The sequence below is a fragment of the Nonomuraea sp. LPB2021202275-12-8 genome (assembly GCF_037044575.1).
In the GTDB taxonomy this organism is placed as follows: Bacteria; Actinomycetota; Actinomycetes; order Streptosporangiales; family Streptosporangiaceae; genus Nonomuraea.
In genome coordinates this window covers 97,426-120,343 of record NZ_JBAHWD010000013.1, presented here as the reverse complement: position 1 = coordinate 120,343, position 22,918 = coordinate 97,426, and the positions used below count along the sequence as shown (strand labels likewise).

The 22,918-nt window shown below is 69.8% G+C and carries 22 protein-coding genes and 1 tRNA gene; 2 read left to right on the top strand and 21 right to left on the bottom strand.

Translation table 11 applies throughout. The features are described from left to right. Positions 1-26: 26 nt before the first annotated feature. Genes mtnB through V5E28_RS24190 form a run of 8 tightly spaced genes read right to left on the bottom strand, consistent with a single transcriptional unit; the run spans position 27 to position 7,651 of the window. Positions 27-656 (bottom strand): methylthioribulose 1-phosphate dehydratase, encoded by a 630-nt coding sequence (gene mtnB, locus V5E28_RS24225; protein ID WP_336209377.1) that lies wholly within the window; start codon positions 654-656, stop codon positions 27-29. Then, positions 653-1,312, bottom strand: coding sequence for an acireductone synthase (mtnC, locus tag V5E28_RS24220; protein WP_336209375.1), 660 nt, complete (start codon positions 1,310-1,312; stop codon positions 653-655). Before mtnC ends, mtnB begins: the two co-directional genes overlap by 4 nt. Beyond that, positions 1,309-2,256 (bottom strand): nucleoside hydrolase, encoded by a 948-nt coding sequence (locus tag V5E28_RS24215; protein ID WP_336209373.1) that lies wholly within the window; start codon positions 2,254-2,256, stop codon positions 1,309-1,311. Before V5E28_RS24215 ends, mtnC begins: the two co-directional genes overlap by 4 nt. Further along, positions 2,253-3,254, bottom strand: coding sequence for a s-methyl-5-thioribose-1-phosphate isomerase (locus V5E28_RS24210; RefSeq protein WP_336209371.1), 1,002 nt, complete (start codon positions 3,252-3,254; stop codon positions 2,253-2,255). Before V5E28_RS24210 ends, V5E28_RS24215 begins: the two co-directional genes overlap by 4 nt. Beyond that, complete coding sequence (locus V5E28_RS24205) at positions 3,251-4,120, bottom strand: ABC transporter permease (RefSeq protein WP_336209369.1); 870 nt, start codon at positions 4,118-4,120, stop codon at positions 3,251-3,253. The genes V5E28_RS24210 and V5E28_RS24205 overlap by 4 nt, the downstream gene beginning before the upstream one ends. Continuing rightward, positions 4,117-5,157, bottom strand: a complete 1,041-nt coding sequence (locus tag V5E28_RS24200) for an ABC transporter permease (RefSeq protein WP_336209366.1) — start codon at positions 5,155-5,157, stop codon at positions 4,117-4,119. The genes V5E28_RS24205 and V5E28_RS24200 overlap by 4 nt, the downstream gene beginning before the upstream one ends. Continuing rightward, a complete protein-coding gene (locus V5E28_RS24195) occupies positions 5,154-6,632 on the bottom strand; it encodes an ABC transporter ATP-binding protein (protein WP_336209364.1) in 1,479 nt (492 codons plus the stop codon). Before V5E28_RS24195 ends, V5E28_RS24200 begins: the two co-directional genes overlap by 4 nt. A gap of 2 nt (positions 6,633-6,634) precedes the next feature. Then, entirely contained in the window at positions 6,635-7,651 is a 1,017-nt protein-coding gene (locus V5E28_RS24190) for a BMP family ABC transporter substrate-binding protein (RefSeq protein ID WP_336209363.1), read from the bottom strand. Between the two features lie 575 nt (positions 7,652-8,226). Here V5E28_RS24190 and V5E28_RS24185 point away from each other — a divergent pair. After that, entirely contained in the window at positions 8,227-8,778 is a 552-nt protein-coding gene (locus V5E28_RS24185) for a hypothetical protein (RefSeq protein WP_336209361.1), read from the top strand. Positions 8,779-8,947: 169 nt separating this feature from the next. Here V5E28_RS24185 and V5E28_RS24180 read toward each other — a convergent pair whose 3' ends face one another. The 6 genes from V5E28_RS24180 to V5E28_RS24155 form a co-directional block, all read right to left on the bottom strand. Further along, positions 8,948-9,379 carry a PPOX class F420-dependent oxidoreductase gene (locus V5E28_RS24180; protein WP_336209360.1) on the bottom strand — a complete coding sequence of 144 codons (432 nt, stop codon included), beginning with the start codon at positions 9,377-9,379 and terminating at the stop codon, positions 8,948-8,950. Next, positions 9,376-9,546, bottom strand: coding sequence for a hypothetical protein (locus tag V5E28_RS24175; protein ID WP_336209359.1), 171 nt, complete (start codon positions 9,544-9,546; stop codon positions 9,376-9,378). The genes V5E28_RS24180 and V5E28_RS24175 overlap by 4 nt, the downstream gene beginning before the upstream one ends. 247 nt (positions 9,547-9,793) lie before the next feature. Next, positions 9,794-10,645, bottom strand: a complete 852-nt coding sequence (locus V5E28_RS24170; protein WP_336209357.1) for a hypothetical protein — start codon at positions 10,643-10,645, stop codon at positions 9,794-9,796. A gap of 2 nt (positions 10,646-10,647) precedes the next feature. After that, the gene (locus tag V5E28_RS24165; protein ID WP_336209355.1) at positions 10,648-11,010 is read right to left on the bottom strand and encodes a peptidase inhibitor family I36 protein; all 363 of its coding nucleotides are present in this window, start codon (positions 11,008-11,010) and stop codon (positions 10,648-10,650) included. 272 nt (positions 11,011-11,282) lie between these two features. Continuing rightward, a complete protein-coding gene (locus V5E28_RS24160; RefSeq protein WP_336209354.1) occupies positions 11,283-12,086 on the bottom strand; it encodes a MerR family transcriptional regulator in 804 nt (267 codons plus the stop codon). After that, positions 12,083-12,883: an alpha/beta fold hydrolase gene (locus tag V5E28_RS24155; RefSeq protein ID WP_336209352.1), complete on the bottom strand. Its 801-nt coding sequence runs from the start codon at positions 12,881-12,883 to the stop codon at positions 12,083-12,085. The genes V5E28_RS24160 and V5E28_RS24155 overlap by 4 nt, the downstream gene beginning before the upstream one ends. A gap of 252 nt (positions 12,884-13,135) precedes the next feature. Here V5E28_RS24155 and V5E28_RS24150 point away from each other — a divergent pair, with 252 nt between their 5' ends. Further along, on the top strand, positions 13,136-14,029 hold the full coding sequence (locus V5E28_RS24150) for a carbon-nitrogen hydrolase family protein (protein ID WP_336209350.1): 894 nt from the start codon (positions 13,136-13,138) through the stop codon (positions 14,027-14,029). 390 nt (positions 14,030-14,419) lie between these two features. Here the strand turns inward: V5E28_RS24150 and V5E28_RS24145 are convergent. The 7 genes from V5E28_RS24145 to gnd form a co-directional block, all read right to left on the bottom strand. Next, a tRNA-Ile gene (locus V5E28_RS24145) sits at positions 14,420-14,493 on the bottom strand. Positions 14,494-14,621: 128 nt separating this feature from the next. Continuing rightward, positions 14,622-15,362, bottom strand: coding sequence for a DUF3566 domain-containing protein (locus tag V5E28_RS24140; RefSeq protein WP_336209348.1), 741 nt, complete (start codon positions 15,360-15,362; stop codon positions 14,622-14,624). A 3-nt stretch (positions 15,363-15,365) separates the two neighbouring features. Then, on the bottom strand, positions 15,366-17,867 hold the full coding sequence (gyrA, locus tag V5E28_RS24135; RefSeq protein ID WP_336209347.1) for a DNA gyrase subunit A: 2,502 nt from the start codon (positions 17,865-17,867) through the stop codon (positions 15,366-15,368). Between the two features lie 34 nt (positions 17,868-17,901). Next, positions 17,902-19,824: a DNA topoisomerase (ATP-hydrolyzing) subunit B gene (gyrB, locus tag V5E28_RS24130; protein WP_442945861.1), complete on the bottom strand. Its 1,923-nt coding sequence runs from the start codon at positions 19,822-19,824 to the stop codon at positions 17,902-17,904. A gap of 324 nt (positions 19,825-20,148) precedes the next feature. Continuing rightward, complete coding sequence (locus V5E28_RS24125; RefSeq protein WP_336209345.1) at positions 20,149-20,649, bottom strand: DUF721 domain-containing protein; 501 nt, start codon at positions 20,647-20,649, stop codon at positions 20,149-20,151. Further along, positions 20,639-21,871, bottom strand: a complete 1,233-nt coding sequence (gene recF, locus V5E28_RS24120) for a DNA replication/repair protein RecF (protein WP_336209342.1) — start codon at positions 21,869-21,871, stop codon at positions 20,639-20,641. Before recF ends, V5E28_RS24125 begins: the two co-directional genes overlap by 11 nt. Positions 21,872-21,937: 66 nt before the next feature. Further along, positions 21,938-22,879 (bottom strand): phosphogluconate dehydrogenase (NAD(+)-dependent, decarboxylating), encoded by a 942-nt coding sequence (gene gnd, locus V5E28_RS24115; protein ID WP_336209340.1) that lies wholly within the window; start codon positions 22,877-22,879, stop codon positions 21,938-21,940. Between the last annotated feature and the right edge of the window lie 39 nt (positions 22,880-22,918).

The window sequence follows — 22,918 nt, the reverse complement described above, 5'->3', positions numbered from 1 at the left end:
TCCTCCTGTGGCCGGGACGGCACCGCTCAGGCGGTGGCCAGAGCGTAGGCGAGGAGCCATTCCACGCACTCGGTGACGTGCCGGGCGTGCTTCAGGTCGGTGCCCCAGGTATAGAGGCCGTGCGAGGCGACGATGACCGCCGGGGTGCGCGGATCGTAGGACTTCTCGAACCGGTCGCCCAGCTCGGCCATGTCCTGGCTGTTGCGGATCACCGGGATGACCACCTCGTCGTCGTGCGCGAGGCGGCCGATGCCCTTCAGCGTCTCGACGTCGCGCAGCCGCACGCCGCCGGGCCAGCGATGGCCCGCCACCACGGCGTTGAGCGCGTGCACGTGCACCACGGCGTCGGCGCCCGTCAGGCCGGCCACGCGGGCGTGCAGCCCCGCCTCGGCCGACGGCTTGAGCGGCACGACCCCGGCGACGCCGACCGGCTCCCCTACGGCTCCCACGACGGCGATGTCGGTCGCCTGCAGCTCGCCCTTGTCCAGGCCGCTGGCGGTGACGGCCAGGCGCAACGGGTCGCGGGCGACCACCTCGGAGATGTTGCCCGAGGTGCCGCGCATCCAGCCGATCTCGGTGAAGCGCGCCGCCTCGACGGCCAGTCTGGCTCCCGCCTCGTGGACTCGCTCGGCGGTGGGACCGGTGTGCGGGGTCATGCGATCTCCTCGAAGGACGTGATGACGGGATGCGGGCCGAAGGGGACCCGGCTGTTCGGCTCGCCGGGCCTGCGCACGCCGGTGGTGCGCCAGCCGGCCGCGGCGGCGGCGTCCAGCTCAGCGGGGACGTCCGACAGGAAGAGCAGCCCGGCGGGGTCGCCGAGCGTCTCGGCGATCCGCGCGTAGGAGGCCGGCTCGCGCTTGGGCCCGGCGTTGACCGTGTCGAACCAGTGGCCGACGAGCACGGACAGGTCGCCGTACCCGGTGTGCCTGAACCAGGGCCGCTGGCTCGCCACCGAGCCGGAGGAGAACACGGCGAGCCCGCGCCCGGCGGCGTGCCAGGCGCGCAGCGCCGGCGGCACGTCGGCGAAGAAGTGGGCGGTGAGCTCGCCCGCGGCGAATCCCGCCGCCCAGATCTGGCCCTGGAGCGTCTTGAGCGGCGTCGCCTTGACGTCGCCGTCCATCCACTCGTGCAGGATCCTGACGGCCTCCTCGGTCGTCGCGGCGCCGATCTCCGCGACGGCGGCGCGCACGGCGGGGTCGTCGCCGTGGGCGTCGATCCACGCGCCGAGTCTGGGCCGCGCGTAGGCGTACAGCCCCACGTGCACGGACTCGGTCGAGCTGGTAGTCCCCTCGATGTCGAGCACGATGGTCATCGGGTCAGCACCTCCACGAAGTCGGCCACGAACCTGCGCGAGTCCACGGCGGTGATCACCCGGGTGTCCGGCGCGGCCTCGTAGGGGAAGGCCGGGGGCAGGCCGTCGGCCGTGCGCATCAGCCTGGCGCGCGACAGGAAGCCGTCGCTGCGCACGTTGACCGGGCCGTCGGTGTGGGCGGTCGCGAACGTCGGATCCAGCAGGATGCCCGCCGCGAGCGGGTCGTGCAGCGGGATGATCCGCCTGCCCCACTCGTTCTGGTAGAAGTCCAGGTACGCCTCGAGGATCTCGGTCGCGAACCTGGCCCTGGGCGTTCCGGCGGCGCGCAGGGCGGCGATGGCCCGCTCGTCCAGGATCGTGCTCGCCGTCACGTTCACGCCGACCATGACGAGCTCCTCGCGTGGCGCGGCGAAGACCGCCCGCGCCGCCTCGGGGTCGTTGTTGATGTTGGCGTCGATCATCAGCAGCGTGCCCGGCTCCGCGTACGGTCCCGAGCCGCCCATGAGCACCACGGAACGGTACTTGGTGAACAGTTCGGGATCCAGGCGCAGCGCCAGGCCAAGGTTGGTGAGCGGGCCGAGCGCGAGCAGGTCGAGCTCGCCCGGCTGCTCGTGGGCCAGCCGCACCAGCAGCTCCGGGCCGGACTCGGCGGTCACCCGCGGCAGCGGGCGGTCGTGGCCGAGGTCGCCGAGGCCGTCCTTGCCGTGCACGTAGCCGGCGATGTGCGCGGCGCCGCGCAGCGGCTCGGCGGCGCCGCGGGCCACGGGGACGTCGAGGCCGAGCAGGCTGCCGACGTAGCCGATGTTGCGGGCGGCGTCCTCCTCGGTGCAGTTGCCGAACACCGAGGTGATCGCGACGATCTCGGCGTCGGGCCGGCCTGCCAGGTACAGCAGGGTATGGGCGTCGTCGATGCCCGTGTCCGTGTCGACCACGACGCGTCTCACAAGGCCTCCTTCACATGGTCGGGCGGATAGACGCCGCGCTCGGTGACGATGCGCGTCACCAGGCGGGGCGGGGTCACGTCGAAGGCGGGGTAGTAGCCGGTCACGCCGTGGGCCGCGGTGCGGTGGCCGAGCACCCGGAGCACCTCGTCACCGTCGCGCCGCTCGATCACCACGTCCTCGATGGCCGGCGCCAGCGGGTCGGGGGCGTCGACCATCGCGTAGAAGGGCACGTCGAAGGCCCGTGCGGCCAGCGCGACGCCGAGCGTGCCGACCTTGTTGACCACGTGCCCGTCGAGCGTGACCCGGTCGGCGGCGGTCAGCGCCACGTCGGCCAGCCCGTCGGCCAGCGCTGCCGCGACCATGCCGTCGGTGATGAGCGTCGGCCGGTAGCCCATCTCGACCAGCGTCGCCGCGGTGAGCCGGGCGCCCTGCAGGTAGGGCCGGGTCTCGGTGCAGACGAACTCCAGCCGCTTGCCCGCCGCCTGGGCCGCCCGCACCGTGCCGATCAGGTACGCGTCCGCCCAGCAGTGGGTGAGCACCCGCGCGCCGTCGTCGAGGAGCGAGGCGGCGTGCTCGCCGAGCGCCGCGCTGCGTGCCCAGTAGGCGGCGTCGTGCGCGCGGGCCGCCTCGGTGACCGCGGCCACCAGGTCCTGCCCGGCGAGCGAACCCGGGATCGCCGACAGGACGCCGTGCACGGCGTCGCGGATGTGGTTGTTCGTCGGCCGGGTGGAGACCAGCCGCTCCCCCACCGCCCGCAGCCGCTCGGCGGCCACCCCGGGCGGCTCGTCGCGAGCCTCGCGCGCGCCGAGCACCAGCCCGGCCGTGGCCGCGAACAGCGGTCCCGAGCTCTGGGTGACCATCCGCTCGATGGCCACCGCGACCTCCTCGCTGGTGACGCAGCGAACCCAGCGCACCTCCAGCGGATAGACGCGGCGGTCGAGGATCTCCACAGCGTCCTCGGTCAGGCGTACCGAGTCGGCCAGTACCGGAACGTTCACACCGTCTCCTTCCGACGGGTCGCCGCCACCACGACGAGGGCGAGCAGGGTGATCAGATACGGCGCGGCGTCCGCGGCCTGCTGCGGCAGCCCGAGCCCCTGCAGCCGGAAGCCCAGCGCCTCAGCCGCGCCGAACAGCAGGCAGACGCCCAGCACCCGGAACGGGCGGGAGCCGGCGAGCATCACCGCCACCACCGCCACCCAGCCGCGTCCCGCGCTCATGCCCTCGCTGAACAGCGTCACGTTGCCCAGTGCGAGCTGCGCGCCGCCGAGCCCGCACAGCGCTCCCGCGCCGAGCAGCACGCCGTGCCGGTAGGCGGTCACCCGCAGCCCGATGGACTCGGCCGCCTCGGGATGCTCGCCGATGCCGCGCAGCCGCAGCCCGGACCGGGTCCGGGCGAGCCACCACGCCGCCCAGCCGACCAGCAGGAACGCGACGGGCACCAGCGGCGACTGCGACCCGAGCACGGGCAGGTCCAGGCCGAGCCCGGCCAGCGTGGGCAGGCCGGCCAGATCGGGCGAACTGTAGGTGCCGCCGCTGCCGAAGACCTGCCGCAGGAGGAACGCCGTCAGCCCCAGCGCCAGCAGGTTGGTGCCGACCGCGACCACGACGGGGTCGGCGCGGAACGTCACGGCGGGCACCGACAGGATCGCCGCGTACAGCGCCGTGGCGAGCACCGCGCCCACCACGCCCCACCACGCGCTCCCGGTCAGGCTGCTGAAGACCACCGCGGTGAAGGCGCCCCACAGCAGCTGGCCTTCGAGCGCCATGTTGAAGACGCCGGACACCGAGCTGAGCAGCCCGCCGAGCGCCGCGAGCACGACGGGCGCGGTGGCGGTCAGCACGGCCGCGAGGAAGACGTTCACCCGCGCCTCCTCGCCAGGCGGCCACGCACGACCACGGTCACCGCGACGATCACGATGATCAACCCCTGCACGATCTGGGTGAGCTGGCTCGGCACGCCCGCCTCGCGTTCCATGCCCTGGCCGCCCGCCTGAAGGATCGTCAGCAGCGCCACGGTCAGCGGGATGGCCGGCGGCCTCCCCGTCGCCAGCAGCACGGCGGCGATCGCGGTGAAGGTGTAGCCGGGAGCGGTGAGCGCCCCGTCCACGAACCGGTACGGCGGGCCGAGCACGATCAACCCGCCGACCAGCCCGGCGAACGCGCCGCCGCCGGCCAGGGTCAGGGTCGCCAGGCGGTTCACCTGGACGCCGCCGTAGCGGGCGAACTCCCGGCCGGCGCCCAGCGCGCGGATCTCGTACCCGGGCACCGTCCGCGCGTCGCCGTACAGCCAGAGCGCGGTCAGGACGGCGACCAGCGGCAGCGCGATCGTGACGTAGGTGCTGGAGCCGAGCGCGGGCAGGTGCGCGGCGTCCGGTAGCAACGGCGTCTGGGCGAGGCCCGTGCCCTGCTCGGCGAGCGGGAACCTGGCGAGATAGGAGGCCAGCGACACCGCCGGGGCGCTGAGCAGGAGTGTGCTGACGATCGCGGGGATGCCGAGCCTGGTGCGCAGCGGCGCGGAGATGCCCGCGAGCAGCGCGCCCGCCACGGCGGCCCCCGCCAGGGGCAGCACGAACGAGCCGCCCGCGTGCAGGGCCAGCGCCGCCGCGGCGATCCCGCCGAGCGCGAGCTGACCGTCGCCGCCCAGGTTGAACTCCCCGGCGCGCAGCGGGATGGCGAACGCCACGGCCATCCCCAGGGTGGGGACGAAGGCGGCGAGGGTGTATTCGAGGTTGCCGTCCATGAGCGCGCCGCGCACCAGCGCCGGGTAGGCGATTGACGGATCGACGCCCACGGCCAGCATGACCAGGGTGGTGAGCACGAGCGCACCCGCGATGGAGAGCACGGCCGGCGAGAGGACGACCGCCCGCAGAGCCGGTTTCGCCTGGAGAGTGCCGATCATCCGGCGGCTCCCGTCATGGCCGCGCCCAGGCGCTCGTCGGTGGCCTCGCCCACAGGCAGCTCCGCGACCACGCGGCCCTCGAACATCACCAGCACCCGGTCGGCGAGCGCGCGCAGCTCGGTCAGCTCGCTCGACTGGAGCAGCACCGCCTGGCCCGCGTCCCTGGCCGCCCCGAGCAGCGCGTGGATCTGCTCCTGCGCCCCCACGTCAACGCCCTGGGTCGGCTCCTCCACGACGAGCACCGGCGCGTCCCTGGACAGCTCGCGGGCCAGCACGGCCTTCTGCGCGTTACCGCCCGAGAGCTGCGAGATCGGCGCCCGCACCGAGGGGGCGCGCACGCCGAACCGCTCGACCAGCGCCGCCGCCCGGTCCCGGACCCGGCCCGCGTTCAGGCCGAACCCACGCTGCTCGCCCATGAGCAGGTTGTCGGCCAGCGACATGTCCGGCGCGGTCGCCCGGCCGGCCCGGTCCTCCGGCACGTAGGCGACCCGCCGTTCCCGGCCGCCGCCCAGAGGGCGCCCGCCGAGCAGCACCTCGCCCGTGTCGGGCCGGCGCAGCCCGGCGACGGCGTCGACGAGCTCTCGCTGCCCGCTGCCCGCCACGCCGGCGATCCCCACGATCTCCCCGGACCGGACCCCGAACGACACCCCCGCCAGTCGTGGCACGCCGTCGCGGTCGCGCACGCCGAGGTCCCGCACCTCCAGCACGTACGGAGCGCGCTCCGAGACCTGGTGACCCTCGTCCATCGCGGCGCCGAGCGAGCGCCCGATCATGGCCACCACGAGCTCCTCCACCGACGCCCCGGCCGTGTCGAACCGGCCCGTCACCCGTCCCCTGCGCAGCACCGTGACCCGGTCGCTGGTGGCGAGGACCTCGCCCAGCTTGTGCGTCACCAGCACCACGGACACGCCCGTCGCGGTGAGCTCCCGCAGCACGGCGAACAGGCGGTCGGCCTCCCCCGGCGTCAGCACCGCGGTCGGCTCGTCCAGGATCAGCACCTCGGCCCGCCGGTAGAGAGCCTTGAGGATCTCCACCCGCTGCCGCACCCCCACCGGCAGGTCGCCGACGCGCGCCGACGGATCCACGTCCAGCCCGTACCTCCCGGCCAGCTCGGCCACCGAGCGCCGGGCCGCCGCGCGGTCCACCGTCCCGAACCGGGCCGGCTCGGCGCCGATCACCACGTTCTCCGTCACGGTCAGCCCGGGAAACAGCCGGAAACGCTGGTGCACCATGCCGAGGCCGTGGGCGATCGCGTCGGCCGGCGAGCGCAGCCGCAACCGGACGCCGTCGCGCAGCACCTGCCCGGTGTCCGGGCGGTGCAGGCCGTACAGGATGGACATCAGCGTCGACTTGCCCGCGCCGTTCTCGCCGACGACGGCGTGCACCTCACCGCGTTCCACGGTCAGGTCGATCCCGTCGTTGGCGAGCACGGTGCCGAAACGCTTGGTGATGCCGACCAGTTCGACAGCCGGCATCCCTAGCCCGCCAGCGGGTCGGCGACCGTGACCTTGCCGGCCACGATGTCGTCACGCACCTGCTTGACCTTGGCCACCACGTCGGGGCTGTCGGCGATCGTGCACTTGGAGGCGGCCACGTCGTCGTCGAGCGCGTTCACGCCGACGCCGCCCTCCTTGAGGCCGTACACCTTCACGCCGCCGCCCTTGCCCGCCGCGATGTCCTTGATGGCGGCGCTCTCGGCCACGTCGACGTGCTTGAGCACGTTGTCGATGATGGTGCCGGGGCTCTGGGCGCACTGGTTCACGTCGACGCCGAAGGACTTGGCGCCCTCCGCGGCGGCGGCCTCGAAGACGCCCTGGTTGCCGGCCGACGCGGCGGCGGCCACGATGTCGACCCCCTGGCCGGTGAGCGACTGGGCCTGCGACTTGGCCCGCGCCGGGTCGCTGAACGGGTTGTTGCCGCCGACGTACAGCGGCGTGCCGGCGGCCGACGGGTTGACGGACTTGGCGCCGGCGAAGAACGGGTCGATCCACCGGTGCACGAACGGGGAGTCGAGCGCGGCCACCACGCCGAGCTTGGCGCTCTTGGACAGCAGCCCCGCCTCGACCCCGGCCAGGTAGGCCGCCTCGTGCTCCTTGAACGACACGCAGGTGAGGTTGGCCTGCTGCCCCTTGGCGCACGAGTCCACCTGCAGGAACTGCTGGCCGGGATGCTGCTTGGGCACGGTGGCGAACAGGTCGTCGAAGGAGAAGCTGACTCCCACGATCACCGTCGGCTTGGCTCTGACGGCGGCGTCGAGGTTCTGCGCGATGCTCGTGGGGTCCTTGCTCTCGTAGAGCTTGAACGAGGCGCCGATCTCCTTCGCCGCGGCTTCCGCGCCCTTGACGCTGAGCTGGAGGAAGCTGTTCGTCCCCACGGGGTTGGGGGTGATCAGGATGACGGACTTGCCCGGGGCGGCGGCGGGCTGGCTTTCGCCGCACGCCGTGAGGGCGAGGACGGCGGTGGTCAGTACGGCCAGCGTGGAGACGGTGCGCATGCGGATGAGCATATTCACTTATTTCCGACCAGAACAACCTGGATCCCCCTTGGCCCGGTTTCGGGGGTTTCGTGGACCTCGTCGAGGCCCTCGCGACCAGGCCGCAGGTCGGAGCCGTGCCCTCGTTCCGGGTGCCGGCGCGACCTCAGCACCACGTGGGGACCGGATGCGCTCATAGCAGAGGCGGTTCGCCGACGACGGCGTCCGGTACGGCGAGCCGCCTATGACACGCCAAACAATTCGCCAAAAGAAAGCATCCCTCGACTTATTAGCCCAGAGACGCTTTCGACAAGGACCGAACCGACGATTTTTAACCAGCTCTTTCCCTGTGCGGGAAATTAAGTACCGGCGTGGCGTTGTGGTGCGACTCGCGGCACCTGTAACCATCGGACCGTCCCGTTGGCTCGCTCAGCGGGCAGGCACGGGCCGCATTCCGGCCTGCGGTCAGTCGCGACCAGGGGGTCGCATTCCGAAAGGAACGGTACATGTTCACGCCCATTGCCCGAACAAAAGCCACAGCCACGCCCGCCGGGCCGAAGGCGCATCACTCGACCAAGAGAATGACGATGTTGGCCATGGCCGGCTCCCTTTCGTTGGCAATGCTCGCCACCCTGTCCCCGCCGGCCGGCGCGGACAATTTCGACGACGACGGCCACAGGCAGTGCAAGCCGCGCACCTTCTACAAGATCGACCAGCTCTCGCCGAGGAACTTCTTCCTGCCCCGCACGCGGTACATCGACGGCCCCGGCGGCTCGATGACCGTGTCGGTCACGCGAGAGCACGAAGTGCTCGCATTCCTCGAGACCGAGAGCGAGAGGACGCGCGAGCGAACCGCCGGCGACCTGGTGCGCAGCCTGCGCAGGATGGGACTCCCCCACCTCGAAGAAAGGCACATGGTCTTCAGCGGGCACGAATACACGCGGGAGATCCGGCCGGGAATGTACGGCAACATGTGGTACCGGGTCTTCGGTTACCGCATCGGCTGGTCGGCCTGGTCGACGCTGGGCACGTGCCGCCACATCAAGGTCACCACCGGAATCGCCAACGTGCCCTCCAGGGTCGAAGGCTGGCGATACTGGGAGACCAAGCACCCGCAGTACAAGGGCCGCCGGCTGTCTGCCAAGTAACGAGACGAAGCTCGTGTGCTCCGGCCTTGTACGGCCCCGGAAATCATGGGCTTCGCTCAATCCATCGGAGTGCCGCAGGGCCTGCCACGCGGAGGACCTGCGGACCACCCGAGTCATCGAGGGCGCCTTTTCCCGTACGCGAATGCGTGGCGTTTCAATTTCGTATCTGTCAGCGAATTCTGGCGCCGTACACGTGGTCGACCCGCATCGTCATGAGCACCCTGCGGTCGGACACCATCACCGACCGGTACTCGTCCCAGTCCGGGTGCTCCCCCGCGGCGACGCGATAGTAGTCCACCAGCGCCTCGACCTCGGGACCGTGAGCGTCGGTGCCCGGTCCGGTGAGTGTCGCCATGCCTTCGGCGGTGGCCCACGCCCACCCGTCGGGACTGGTGACCTCCAGCGTGGCTCGCGGGTCCCGGCGCAGGTTCGCCGTCTTGGCTCGCCCCTCGGTCATCGAAACGTAGATGACGTCGGCCTCCTGGTCGTAGAAGGGCATGACGGGGGAAAGCTGGGGACGGCCGTCCGCCTTGATCGTCGCGAGAACACCGAGCCGGCTGCCGACGAGCAGCGTGCGCGGGTCGAACGGCGTGGCGGTCACGTCCGAGCCCCCGACGGCTCGCGGAACCGCCCGATCATCGCCGCGGCCAGGTGGGTGTCGACGGTGGAATCAGGCACTGGGTACGTGCCGTCGTCGATCCGCCGCGCGTGGTCCGCCTGCGGTATCGGCCCCAGGCCCATGACCGTCACGGCATCGCCGTTCTGCATCGTGTGCTCCCCTCCGGAGGTGCGTTGTTGGTCACGGCAGAATCATCAACGTTCACACCGATATGAAGGTCAAGGAGGAGTGAACGTACCAGGAGATCGGGGGTCATGCTCCCCTGCGCCACCGGCGCGGCCACCGAACGGCGCGTGTGGCGGCACTACCCGGAATGCGACTCCACCACGCCGTCGTCGACACCGGGCTGATCACGCTCTGGCGGGCACGCCGGCGTTGACTCCACGCCCGCAACGATCACCTGGTGCTCTGGACGATGCGGGCGGCCTCGGCGCGTTCCTTCTCGAGCGCCTGCCGGACCTCGCCGAACTCCGCGGGGTGCCGTTTCACGGCGGCGGCCTGGAGCTCTTCCTCCGCGCGACGCCAGACCTCGACGAGGTCCGTCTCCTTCTTGCATGCGACGTCGGCTACCGCGGCGGCGGTCTCGGCCTGCGCCGACTTCAGGTCCTGCCACCGGTCGTCGGCGGCGGCGGCCAACGGGTCGGCGTACTCTTCCTGGCCGCGGACGCGCATGCACGATCGCCACGCATCGAACGCTGACCGGACATGGACGTCCTTCGTCCGGGTCTCCTCGAAGATCTCGCGCTCCAGGCGCGCCAGAAGGGGCGAATCGGCGGCGTCGACGTAGACGCGGCCGGTGCTCCCCTGGAGGCAGTCGTGTGCCGCCGATCTCTCCGCCGCATCGCGGGGGCCACCGCGTGCCCTGTCCGCCCGTTCCCGTTCCTTCTCGGCGGACGTGAGCGGGGCGTGATAGCCCGCCTGCTCGGCGACGAGGGGCTCGATGACGCCGTAGCGGCGGCGGTTGGGTGCTTCCACCACGGTGACGGCGGGCAGGGCCGGTTGGCTGTACCCCTTCTGTCGCAGGCACTGACCGGCGAGGACGTCCACCGCCCGCTCCGCGAGCTCGATGTCCGCCTCGGTCCGCTTGTAGGCGTCGAACGGCAGACGAAGCGCCCGCCCTTCGGCGGACGGATCGATGACGGGCGGCTCGTTCGCGTTCGAGACGGCCGAGGGGGCGGGAGCCGCGCATGCGGCGCCGGACATCAGCGCCAGCATCAGGCAGCCCCGCGCCCACCGCCCGGCGATCACGCTCAGTCGCAGGGAACAGTCCTGAACCGGAGGGATTCCACGGTGTTGTCGAATCCGTTGTTGGTGAAGTCGCTGTCGTTGCTGCGCGGCGCCGCGTAATACCTGACGCCGGTCAGGTTGTCACCGCTGTAGAGGTCGACGCCCGAGTAGGACGCGTTCGCCATCGAGCTCGCCTTGTTCTCGAGAGCGCCCAGGTCTTCCCGCTGCTGGCTGACACAGGTGAAGTCCTTGCGTGTGCCCTGATAGTCGTCGTGCTCCCAGAACGTGATGAGGTTTCTGTCGGCCAACCGCGCTTCGGCCGGGCTGACGGTGAGCACGGAGAACGACGCGACCAGCGCGATTCCGGCAACCGCGAGTTTCTTCATCGACCCTCTTCTGTGGGTAGGCGGGCCCCAGCCCGCACGAGATGTCGATCTTGGCAAGAAGTCATCACAGTTGTCAATCGTTCACTGACTTCGTGGCTTTCGCCCCGACTTCCGGGCTGGCCGCCGAGGGGGCGACGCCCTCAGCCCGCCGTTGTTCTTTCCTCGCTCGCCGAGAGCGCACGCCACGGCCCCAATCATCATGCCGATAGAGACCGCGGATCGCACACACGGCAAGGCCGAACATGGTCAGGCCACTGGCCAGGAACGCTCTTCTATAGATCGCCGCCGCCTGCGACGGGAGTCGACGCGATGTCGATGCCGGCCGAGCGCATTCTTGCCTCGATCAACGCCCTCAATCGGATCCAGGCCGGCTTCTGCTCTTCTCCGTGGTGGATGAGCAGCCTGTGCCGGATCGCGCCGTCGGCGCGGGCCTGGAGTCCGGCCGGGATGGGCAGCAGTGCGGGATGGGCGAGATAGTGGTCGGCCATGGCTGTGGCGAGTTCGTCGACCCGGGGGTCGTCCGGCTCCCACTCGGCGGCACGCCACATGCGCCTGATCAAGGAGACGTACCGAGGGTCGTCGAGGCCGCGCTCGACCTGGGAGATGTAGTCGTCGAAGCCCTCCGGCACCAGGGCCCTGATCAGCACCAGGCCCTCCCTGGCCATCGTCACGTCGTCAGGGGTGAAGCCGAGATCGGCGGCCACCCTGTCCAGCTTCGCAAGAACGCGGTCGGGTAGCAGGGCCCGGTCGCCGGTGGCGAGCCGATGCAGCATGTCACGCCGCGCGATCAGATCGTCGATCCGATCATTGAGACGCCGTTCGACGTCGACGAGCGCGGCGGCGAACCGGTCGGGATCGGCGTCGAGTATCGCCCCGATCTCGGCCAGCGGTACGCCGGCGGCGGCCAGCGTCCGGATCTGGACCAGCCGCAGCAGGTCGGCTGATCCGTAGCGTCGGTAGCCGGATTTGTCGCGTCGTGGTTCGTCGATCAGCCCGTGCTTGTGGTAGTGCCGCACGGTCTTCACCGTGACACCGGCGAACGCCGCCGCCTGGCCGATCGTGACGCGGTCCGTCATCTGCTCTGCCGACCTCGTGATCGTGGGATGCCGGCGAGCTCGCGAACCGCGTCCGCGACGGCGCGGAAGTCCTTGCGCAGGATCGTGCCATGGTTGCTCGAAACCTTCGCGCTCACCTTGATGTTCGGGTTGCGGGCGAGCACCGGATCGAGGCTGGCGCGCATGCTCTCCATTTCATCACGACCGCCTCCGAGGTTGCCGCCCGTGGCGACCACGTACCCGACCGGGAAGGTCACACCGTCCAGGACCGGGCCGAGGGCGGCGCAGATCTCGATGAGCTCGATGTTGCTCTGGGCATGCTGCTCGGCGGACATCCTCGCGGCCATGCCCAGCGTGGAGAGCATCGGCAGCAGCCAGCCCGACCGGCGCCACAGCCGCCGGATCCGCTCCTCGGCGTAGGCGAAGTCGTACGGGTACGCGCCGTCCACGGACACCACCCCCAGGACGCGGTCCGGATTCCGGCCGGCCCAGTGCAGCGCGACCGGCGCGCCGTAGGACCAACCGACCAGAAGCGGCCGGTCCACGCCCCTCGCCGCGAGGACGGCGTCGACGTCCCGGACGTTCGCCTCGAACGAATAGTCCGCCGAACGCCTCGATCGGCCGCGAGCCCGCATGTCGTAGGTGATGTGCCGGTAGTCGCTGCCGAGTTCGGCGATGACGCGCCGCCAGTACGACTGGGTGGCGAACTGGCCATTGAGGTAGACCACGGAACGGCCGGGCCCACCGGTGTCGGTAACGGCCAGCGCGGTGTCGTCGACCGGCACCATCCCGGTCCAGGTGGAGTTCAGGTTGGTCACCCGTTCAGCGTGCGGCCTGACCCAAGGTCAAGGTCAACCCCCAGGGTGGCCCCCACGTTCACCGGCGAAGTTCGGTCAGTCGGGTCCCCCGAGGCATCGCAGCCTCGGGCTCCCACAGAAATCCCGGCATGACGGGACCCCGGGCGGGGCGCATCCTGGCTGCCGTCCTCGTGCGCGATCAGTCCCCGGCCGCAGCCCGCAGCATGATGCACTGGCCTGGTAGTCGCGCGGCACATGCCATATCGTCCCCGGATGGCGCGGACATTGCGGTTGGCGGTTGCGCAGAGCACGGTGCCTGAGGATCCGACCGATGCCGAAGCCCTCAGGGCGAGTGGCGCGGAAGTCCGCGGCCTGATGCGGGAGGCGGCTGCGGCCAGGGCGCGGCTGGTGCAGTTTCCCGAGGGCGCCATCACGTATCCGAGCAAGCATGTGATGTCTTCAGGGCCGCCTGGAACGCTGTCCGCCTCCGACTGGAGCCGGGTCCCCTGGGACGTTCTGCGGGAGGAGGCCGCGTCGATCGCCGACCTGGCCGGGGAACTGGGGCTCTGGGTGGCCTTCGGCTCCATTCACCCGTTGACATCGCCGAACCGGCCGCACAACAGCCTGTACGTGGTCAGCGATCGGGGCCGCTTGGTGACGCGGTACGACAAGAGGTACTTGTCGAACACCGAGGTCTCTTTCATGTACTCTCCTGGCTCGTCACCGGTCGTCTTCGAGATCGACGGCATCCGGTTCGGGTGCGCGTTGTGCATCGAGGCCGAGTTCCCTGAAGTGTTCGCCGAGTACGAGCGCCTGAACGTGGACTGCGTGCTGCTGTCGGTGATGGTCGACGACGCGGCTCGAGCGCTGGTCGCGCAGGCGTACGGGAGACTGTACGGCTACTGGCTCGGGTATTCCGTCCCGGCGCAGTTCAGCGCGACCGTGCCCTCAGGCATCGTCGCACCTGGCGGTCGCTGGCTCGCGTCCTGCGCAAGGGACGGCCGGCCGGCACTGGCTGTGGCAGATCTCGATCTAGCGGCGACGGACGCGGACATCGACGTATCCGTGCGTCTCGCCCGCCCGTGGCGCCGCCTGGCACGCGCCGGGCTCTATGACGATCGAAGGGTGCTAGGAGATCCCCGAAGCGAGACACGTACGGCATTCTGATGGGCGACAGCGACGCTCGGGGAAGCTGAAGTAGATCAGCGCTCCGACCTTGGGCTTGGTGCCCAGCGGCCGCGGTCCTTGAACCACGCCACAGCGTACGGCGCGTAGGCCAGGCGCAGGAGCCGACTCTCAGGGATGCCGGCCCGCTCAGCGCACCAGGCGGGGAACATCTGACACCACGGTGCCTTTCTGAACCCGGGCGCCGGCTTCACCGGCGGTGGCCGAACGCTTCAAGATCTACCCGTACTCGGCCATCCCGCTGTCGGACCACGAGCTCGCGAAATGGCGCGAGGGGAGAGCGGCCAAGGTCATCTCCCACATTTCTACCAGCGCACGAAAAGGGCCGCCTCCTGAATGGAGAACGACCCTGTTATTGCAGGTAATTCTGGGTGGGGCTACCAGGACTTGAACCTGGGACCTCTTCCTTATCAGGGAAGCGCTCTAACCGTCTGAGCTATAGCCCCGCGCACACCGGAACGGTATCGCATCCACAGAGCGGACGCGAACCGGTTGTTCGGACGAGAAAAGCTTACCGCCTCCGGCGAGCTACTCGCGCCGCACCCGGGCGACCGGGTGCGGCGCGACCCGCGTACTACTCGGCCTCGCTGAAGGTCACCTCGACGCCGCCCACAAGGTCGGAGGCGACGTTGTAGATGACAGCCCCGAGTGTGGCCAGGGCGGTGATCAGTACGACGTTCACGGCGCCGATGAGGGCCGTGTAGCCGAGGATGCGGACCGGCTCGAACCACGACGCGATGTCGATGGGGATCGAGCTCTGCCCCTGCTCACCCTGGCCGAGCTGGTTCACCAGGTCCACGAGGGAGTCGAACACGCCCAAGGCCGACAGCACGCCATACAGGACCGCGACAGCCACGAAGAGCACCACGAAGCAGACCAGGGAGACCACGAAGCTGAACTTCATGGCCGACCACGGCTCGATGCGACGCAGGACCAAATGGGCCTTACGCGGGAGCCGGGCCCCCGCGGAATTGGATGACTTCTTCTTGCGCAGCTCGATAGGGGGCGGAGGAGCCTCCGTGGTGAGCGACGAGGCACGGAGACGTACCGTGTCGTTGCCCTCCTGCTGCTGCTCCGGCGGCCTCGCCGGCTGCGGACGCACCGGCTGTCCGTCAGGCTGCTGGCGCATCGGCTGTCCGTCGGGCTGCTGACGTACGGGCTGTCCGTCAGGCGGTCCCGCCGGCTTCGGAGCCGCGGCTTCCTCCTCGTCCACTGGCTTGAAAACCTCGGTATCCGAGGGCTTCTTCGGCTGCTGTTGCTGGCCGTTCTCCCGAACCGCCTTGGTCCTGGCGGGGCCACCACCTTGGGCGCTCATGAACTACTCTCCTCCCCCGTCTTCCTCACTCTCCACCGAAGTCTCCATGGACTCGGCGTTCCGGGCGAGGGCCACCACGCTGTCGCCTTCGGCGAGGTTCATCAATCGCACTCCCATGGTCTGGCGGCCGGACTGCTTGATCTCACCCGCACTCGTCCGGATCACCCCGCCTGCGGATGTGATCGCGAAGACCTCATCCTCCGGGTTGACCATGACGGCTCCAACCAGCTTGCCACGGGCACTCACGATCTTTGCAGTCAGCACGCCCTTGCCGCCACGTCCTTGCACCGGATACTGCTCCACGGGTGTCCGTTTTGCGTACCCAGCCTTCGTGGCGATAAGCACGTCTTGACCGTCGGCCATGCGATTCATGGCGAGTAGTTCGTCCCCGTCGAGGAATCGCATGCCGATGACGCCGCTGGTCGCCCGGCCCATGGGGCGCAGCGCCTCGTCCGAGGCGGTGAACCGGATGGACTGCGCGCCTCTGGACACCAGCAGCAGGTCGTCCTCTTCGGACACGAGCCTGGCGCCGATGACCTCGTCGTCATCCCGCAGGTTGATCGCGATCAGACCACCGGTCCTGGGGGAGTCGTACTCCGACAGGCGGGTCTTCTTGACCAGACCGCTGCGGGTGGCCAGCACGAGATAGGGGGCGACGAGGTAGTCACGCAGGTCGAGGACCTCCATGACCGTCTCGTCGGGCTGCATGGCGAGCAGGTTGGCCAGGTGCATGCCCCGCGCGTCACGCCCGGCGTCCGGCAGCTCGTAGGCCTTGACCCGGTAGACGCGGCCCTTGTTGGTGAAGAACAGCAGCCAGTGGTGGGTCGTGGTGACGAAGAAGTGGTCGACGATGTCGTCCTGGCGCAGCTGCGCGCCCCGCACGCCCTTACCGCCGCGCTTCTGCGCCCGGTAGAGGTCGGTCTTGGTGCGCTTGGCGTAGCCACCGCGGGTGATGGTGACGACGACCTCTTCCTCGGCGATGAGGTCCTCGATCGACATGTCGCCGTCGTGCGCGATGATCTCGGTACGCCGCTCGTCGCCGAACTTGGCGACGATCTCGCCCAGCTCCTCGTTGACGATCTCGCGCTGGCGGGCCTCGCTGGCCAGGATCGCGTTGTACTCGGCGATCTGGGTCATCAGGTGCTCGAACTCGTCCTGGATCGCCTGGCGCTCCAGGGCTGCGAGCTTGCGCAGCTGCATGTCGAGGATGGCCTGCGCCTGGATCTCGTCGATGTCCAGCAGCGACATCAGGCCCTGCTGGGCTGCCGAGGCCGACTCGGAGGCCCGGATCAGCGCGATGACCTCGTCGAGCCGGTCGAGTGCCTTGAGCAGCGCGCGCAGGATGTGGGCGCGCTCCTCGGCCTTGCGCAGCAGGTAGCGCGTCCGGCGGACGATGACCTCGATCTGGTGGGCCACGTAGTGCCGGATGAACTGGTCGAGCCTGAGCGTCCGCGGCACGCCGTCGACCAGCGCCAGCATGTTGGCGCCGAAGGTGTCCTGGAGCTGGGTGTGCTTGTAGAGGTTGTTCAGCACGACCTTGGCGACCGCGTCGCGCTTGAGCACGATCACCAGGCGCTGGCCGACCCGGGAGGAGCTCTCGTCGCGCACGTCGGCGATGCCGGAGAGCTTGCCCTCGCGGACCAGCTCGGCGATCTTGAGGGCGAGGTTGTCCGGGTTGACCTGGTAGGGCAGCTCGGTGACGACCAGTGCCTGCCGGCCCTTGCCGTCCTCCTCGACCTCGACGACGGCACGCATGGTGATCGAGCCGCGGCCGGTGCGGTAGGCGTCCTCGATCCCCCGGCGCCCGACGATCAGCGCCTTGGTGGGGAAGTCGGGCCCCTTGACCAGCCGGATCGCCGCCTCGAGCAGGTCCTCGTCGTCGGCCTCCGGGTTTTCCAGGCACCATTTGACGGCGCCGGCCACTTCGCGCAGGTTGTGCGGCGGGATGTTGGTGGCCATGCCGACCGCGATGCCGCCGGACCCGTTGACCAGCAACTGCGGGAAGCGCGCGGGCAGCACGTCCGGCTCGTGCGACTTGCCGTCGTAGTTGGGCCGGAAGTCGACGGTGTCCTTGTCGATGTCGCGCAGCATCTCCATGGCGATGGGCGCGAGCTTGCACTCGGTGTAGCGCATCGCCGCCGCCGGGTCGTTGCCCGGCGAGCCGAAGTTGCCCTGCCCGTCGACCAGCGGGTAACGCAGCGACCAGTTCTGGGCCAGCCGTACCAGCGCGTCGTAGATCGAGGTGTCGCCATGCGGGTGGTAGGTGCCCATCACGTCACCGACGACGCGCGCGCACTTGAAGTAGCCGCGGTCGGGACGGTAGCCACCGTCGTACATCGCATACAGCACCCGGCGGTGCACCGGCTTGAGACCGTCGCGGACGTCGGGCAGCGCCCTGGACACGATGACGGACATCGCGTAGTCCATGTAGCTGCGCTGCATCTCGGACTGGATGTCCACCGGCTCGATGCGTTCAGCCGGGGGAGTGGTGTTCACTTCCGTCACAGGATGTGGTCCTTCTTCGTGATTCGGCTAGCCGCTAGACGTCGAGGAAGCGGACGTCGCGCGCGTTGCGGATGATGAAGTCGCGCCTGGCCTCCACGTCCTCTCCCATGAGCACGCTGAACAGGTCGTCGGCCTGCGCGGCGTCGTCGAGGGTGACCAGGCGCAGCAGCCGCGTCTCCGGGTTCATGGTGGTCTCCCAGAGCTGGCCCGCGTTCATCTCGCCCAGGCCCTTGAAGCGCTGGACGTTGTCGCGGGGCCTGGGGTCCGGCTTGCCCGACTCGATGCCTGCCTGGATGACGGCGTCGCGCTCGGAGTCGGAGTAGGCATAGGAGGCGTCTTCGCCCTTGCGGTCCCACTTGATCTTGTAGAGGGGCGGGCAGGACAGGTAGACGTGCCCGGCTTCGATCAGCGGCCGCATGAACCTGAACAGCAGCGTCAGCAGCAGCGTGTTGATGTGCTGGCCGTCGACGTCGGCGTCCGCCATCAGGATGACCTTGTGGTAGCGCAGCTTGGCGATGTCGAACTCGTCGTGCACACCGGTGCCCAGCGCGGTGATCAGCGCCTGGACCTCGTTGTTCTTGAGGACCTTGTCGATCCGCGCCTTCTCCACGTTGAGGATCTTGCCGCGGATCGGGAGGATCGCCTGGAAGCGGGAGTCGCGGCCGCCCTTGGCCGAGCCGCCCGCCGAGTCGCCCTCGACGATGAACAGCTCGCACTTCTCCGGGTCGTTCCACTGGCAGTCGGCCAGCTTGCCGGGCAGCCCGCTGCCTGACTCCAGCAGCGACTTGCGCCTGGTCAGGTCGCGGGCCTGGCGAGCCGCGAGCCGGGCGCGCGAGGCCTGCAGCGACTTGTTGATGATGTCCTTGGCCTCGCCGGGGTTGCGCTCGAACCAGTCGCGCAGATGGTCGTTGCAGGCCTTCTGCACGAACGACTTGGCCTCGGTGTTGCCCAGCTTGGTCTTGGTCTGGCCCTCGAACTGCGGGTCGGACAGCTTGATCGAGATGATCGCCGTCAGGCCCTCGCGGACGTCCTCGCCGGAGAGGTTGTCGTCCTTGCCCTCCTTGAGGAACTTCTGCTCGCGCGCGTAGCGGTTGACGATGGTCGTCAGCGCGGCGCGGAAGCCTTCCTCGTGGGTGCCGCCCTCGGCCGTGTTGATGGTGTTGGCGAAGGTGTAGACGGACTCGGAGTAGGAGTTGTTCCACTGCATCGCGATCTCGACCGCGGCGCCGTCGCCCTCTTCCTCGAAGGAGATGATCGACGCGTGCGCCGGCTCCTTCTTGGCGTTGAGGTGCTTGACGAAGTCGGCCAGACCGCCCTGGTAGCAGTACTCGACCCGGTGCGGCTCGCCGTTGATGTGGTCGGGCCGCTCGTCGGTGAGCGTGATCGTCAGGCCCTTGTTGAGGAAGGCCATCTCCTGGAAGCGCCGGGAGAGCGTCTCGAAGTTCCAGTTCGTGGTCTCGAAGATGTCGGGGTCGGGCCAGAACGTGATGGTCGTGCCGGTCTCGTCGGTCTCCTCGCCCTTGGCCAGCGGGGCCCTCGGCTTGGAGTGGTCGAAGAAGACGCGCCAGTAGTGGCCTTCCTGCTTGACCTCGACGTCCATGGCTGTGGACAGCGCGTTGACGACGGCCGAGCCGACGCCGTGCAGGCCGCCGGAGACCGCGTAGGACTGGCTGTCGAACTTGCCGCCCGCGTGCAGCGTGGTCAGCACGACCTCGACGGCCGAGCGCTTCTCGACCGGGTGAATGCCCGTCGGGATGCCACGGCCGTTGTCGATCACGCGCACGCCGTTGTCGGCGAGCAGCGTGACCTCGATGCGGTCGGCATGACCGGCGAGGGCCTCGTCGACCGCGTTGTCCACGATCTCGTAGACGAGGTGGTGCAGGCCGCGCTCACCGGTCGACCCGATATACATACCCGGGCGCTTGCGAACGGCTTCAAGCCCCTCGAGTACGGTGATTGAGCTAGCGTCGTAGGACAACTGCGAAATCCTCCTGCCGCGGACACGCGGCGGGGGAGGCGATTGCTTTCAAGGCTGCCCCTGCCGTGCCCGTCACCGTCGTGAATGCCCCGATGCGCGGTCACCCGGGGGAGTCGGCTTGCCTGCCGGGGTGACACGCAAACGGACGTGTCCGGAATCCGGTTTCATTCTACCGGCTCTGGAGCCCGAAGGTGGCAATGAACGCGCCTGTGATGCTCTCTAGCTCGTTTTGCCCCCTGTCAAGCATCCCCCCTCTGGGTTGGGGGGTCAGCGCGTCTGCGGCTGTCTGATCGCCTGGCGTGCCTAACCGTAGGTGTCACCGGGCCCACGACTTCCGGTCACCCGCAATCCTCCGGTAGGCCGTGGAGCGTTCTGCGGGCCCCTGACCTTGACCTTCGTGACAGTCCCGTCGCCGAGCTCCTCGTTGAGCCTGCGCACGAGGGTGCGGGCGAGCAGGCGCACCTGGGTCGCCCATGCCGTCGAATCGGCGACGACGAGCACCTCACCGTCGTCGAACGACTCCGGCTTGGTGTGTGCGGCCAGGTCAGGGCCGACGATGTCGATCCAGCGGCCGAACACGGCGCCGACGGCCGCAGACTGCTCCCAGCCGCGAGCGGCCAGCAGCTCCCTGATCGCCCGGCCGAAGAGCTGGGGGTCCCCGGCGTCCCTGCGCGGGCCTGCGGCCTTACGCCTGGGCTCGCGGCGGGGGAGCTGCCCTCGTTTGGCGGCGTCGGCCTTGGCCTGGGCCAGCTTCTCCCTGGCCATGGCGGCGCCTCTGGCCGTGGGATCGTCGTCAACGGACACGCGTCACGCTCCCCTCCGCTACGTCGAATCGGGCGCCGGCCAGCTCGGCCGGCACGTCGTCGGCCACGGCCGCGGTGATGAGCACCTGCTCGGCAGGGGCGACGATCTCGGCCAGCCGACGTCTGCGCTGCGTGTCGAGCTCGGCGAAGACGTCGTCGAGGATCAGCACGGGGTCGCCGCCGTCGGCGCGCAGCAGGTCGTAGGCGGCCAGCCGCAGCGCGAGCGCGAACGACCAGGACTCGCCGTGGCTGGCGTAACCGCGGGCGGGCAGGTCGCCGAGGCCGAGAACCAGGTCGTCGCGGTGCGGGCCGATGAGCGTCACGCCTCGCTCGATCTCCGCCGAGCGCACCTCCAGTAGCCGCTCTCGCAGCCGCTCTTCAAGGGTTTTCCCCAAGTCTGTGGATAACGTCTGCGCATCGGAAGATCCCCGCTCACCGGGGACTTCGTCGTCCGCGCCGTCCTCACCTGTGGACAACGTGCTGCGATAGGCCAGGGTCGCGGGGGCGCTCGTGGGGGCGAGCGAGGCATAGGCGCCGGCGACCAGCGGACGCAACTCGTCGATGAGATCGAGCCGGGCGCGCAACAGCTCGGAGCCGTGCCTGGCGAGATGGGCGTCCCAGACCTCCAGCGTGCTCAGGACGTCTCCGGCGCCGGCCGCCGCGAACGCGGTGTCACTCTCGGCCCGCCGGCCGCTCCTGGCGCCTCTGCGGGCCTGGGAGGCGGCTCGCAGCAGCGCGCCACGCTGCTTGAGCACCCGGTCGTAGTCGGCGCGCACGCCCGCGAACCGGGGCGCCCTGGCCACCAGCAGCTCGTCGAGGAAGCGCCGCCGCTCCGACGGATCGCCCTTGACCAGCGCCAGGTCCTCGGGGGCGAACAGCACCGTGCGCAGCAGGCCGATGACGTCACGCGGCCTGGACACGGGCGAGCGGTTGAGCCGCGCGCGGTTGGCGCGGCCCGGATTGATCTCCAGCTCCACCAGCGCGCGCCGGTCGTCCCTGTGGACGGCGCAGCGCACGATCGCCCGGGCCGCCCCCTGACGCACCAGCGGCGCGTCGTTGGCGACCCGGTGGCTGGAGTGCGTCGCCACGTAGCCGAGGGCCTCGACCAGGTTGGTCTTGCCCTGGCCGTTGGGCCCCACGAAGGCCGTGACGCCCGGCTCCAGGCCGAGCTCCACGGACGCGTAGGACCGGAAGTCGGTCAGCGAGAGGTGGGCGACATGCACCCCACGAAGGTTAGTGCGCCACGAGCGCCACTGGGGTCACCGGCTCACACCCTGTGGAAAACCGCCTCATTCGGCTTCGCGCGGCGGCGTGACATCGGCCCCCGGCGCGTCGGCGCCCTTGCCCACGGATCCCTCGGCCGACGTGGTCGCATGGCCGCCGAACTGGTTGCGCAGCGCGGCCACCACCTTCATCGCGGGCGAGTCGTCCTGCCTGGAGGCGAACCTGGCGTAGAGGGCGGCGGTGATCACTGGCAGAGGGACCGCGTGATCCACAGCCGCCTGGACCGTCCACCGGCCTTCGCCGGAGTCCTGTGCATAACCTCGCAGCTGCTCCAGCTTCTCGTCATCGTCCAGCGCCCGCACCAGCAGGTCGAGCAGCCACGAGCGGATCACGGTGCCGGTGCGCCAGCTGCTGAAGGATCCCTTGACGTCCTTGACGACGTCGGAGGCCTCGAGCAGCTCCCACCCTTCGGCGAAGGCCTGCATCATGCCGTACTCGATGCCGTTGTGGACCATCTTGGCGAAGTGGCCGGCACCGACGTCTCCGGCGTGGACGAAGCCGTCCTCGCCCTCGGGCTTGAGCGTCTCAAAGATCGGCATGAGGTGCTGGACGTCGGCCTGATCGCCGCCGCACATGAGCGCGTAACCGTTCTGGAGACCCCAGACGCCGCCGCTCACCCCGCAGTCGACGAACCTGATGCCCTTCGCGCTCAGCTCCGCCGCGTGCCGCTGGTCATCCACATAGTGGGAGTTGCCGCCGTCGACGACCACATCGCCCTCGGACAGCATCTCGCCCAGTTGGTCGACGGTCTGCTGGGTGGGCTTGCCCGCGGGCACCATGATCCAGATCGCCCGGGGCGCCTGGAGCCGCTCGACCAGCTCCTTCAGGCTGCCCACGTCGCTGACCTCGGAATGGTGGTCGTAGCCGACGACCTCATGACCGCCGCGGCGCAGCCGCTCGGCCATGTTGCCGCCCATCTTCCCAAGTCCGACCATGCCGATCTGCATGTTGTCCAACCCCCCTTGTCAGGCCTCCATCATCCCCGA

What these genes read in the sequence shown, in the direction of transcription:
- V5E28_RS24185 (WP_336209361.1), top strand. Translation starts at nt 8,227, where the DNA reads ATGGCCGGCTCCCTTTCGTTGGCAATGCTCGCCACCCTGTCCCCGCCG.
- gnd (WP_336209340.1), bottom strand. Translation starts at nt 22,879, where the DNA reads ATGCAGATCGGCATGGTCGGACTTGGGAAGATGGGCGGCAACATGGCC.
- V5E28_RS24200 (WP_336209366.1), bottom strand. Translation starts at nt 5,157, where the DNA reads ATGATCGGCACTCTCCAGGCGAAACCGGCTCTGCGGGCGGTCGTCCTC.
- V5E28_RS24160 (WP_336209354.1), bottom strand. Translation starts at nt 12,086, where the DNA reads ATGACGGACCGCGTCACGATCGGCCAGGCGGCGGCGTTCGCCGGTGTC.
- V5E28_RS24190 (WP_336209363.1), bottom strand. Translation starts at nt 7,651, where the DNA reads ATGCGCACCGTCTCCACGCTGGCCGTACTGACCACCGCCGTCCTCGCC.
- V5E28_RS24140 (WP_336209348.1), bottom strand. Translation starts at nt 15,362, where the DNA reads ATGAGCGCCCAAGGTGGTGGCCCCGCCAGGACCAAGGCGGTTCGGGAG.
- V5E28_RS24165 (WP_336209355.1), bottom strand. Translation starts at nt 11,010, where the DNA reads ATGAAGAAACTCGCGGTTGCCGGAATCGCGCTGGTCGCGTCGTTCTCC.
- mtnC (WP_336209375.1), bottom strand. Translation starts at nt 1,312, where the DNA reads ATGACCATCGTGCTCGACATCGAGGGGACTACCAGCTCGACCGAGTCC.
- V5E28_RS24150 (WP_336209350.1), top strand. Translation starts at nt 13,136, where the DNA reads ATGGCGCGGACATTGCGGTTGGCGGTTGCGCAGAGCACGGTGCCTGAG.
- V5E28_RS24195 (WP_336209364.1), bottom strand. Translation starts at nt 6,632, where the DNA reads ATGCCGGCTGTCGAACTGGTCGGCATCACCAAGCGTTTCGGCACCGTG.
- mtnB (WP_336209377.1), bottom strand. Translation starts at nt 656, where the DNA reads ATGACCCCGCACACCGGTCCCACCGCCGAGCGAGTCCACGAGGCGGGA.
- V5E28_RS24175 (WP_336209359.1), bottom strand. Translation starts at nt 9,546, where the DNA reads ATGCAGAACGGCGATGCCGTGACGGTCATGGGCCTGGGGCCGATACCG.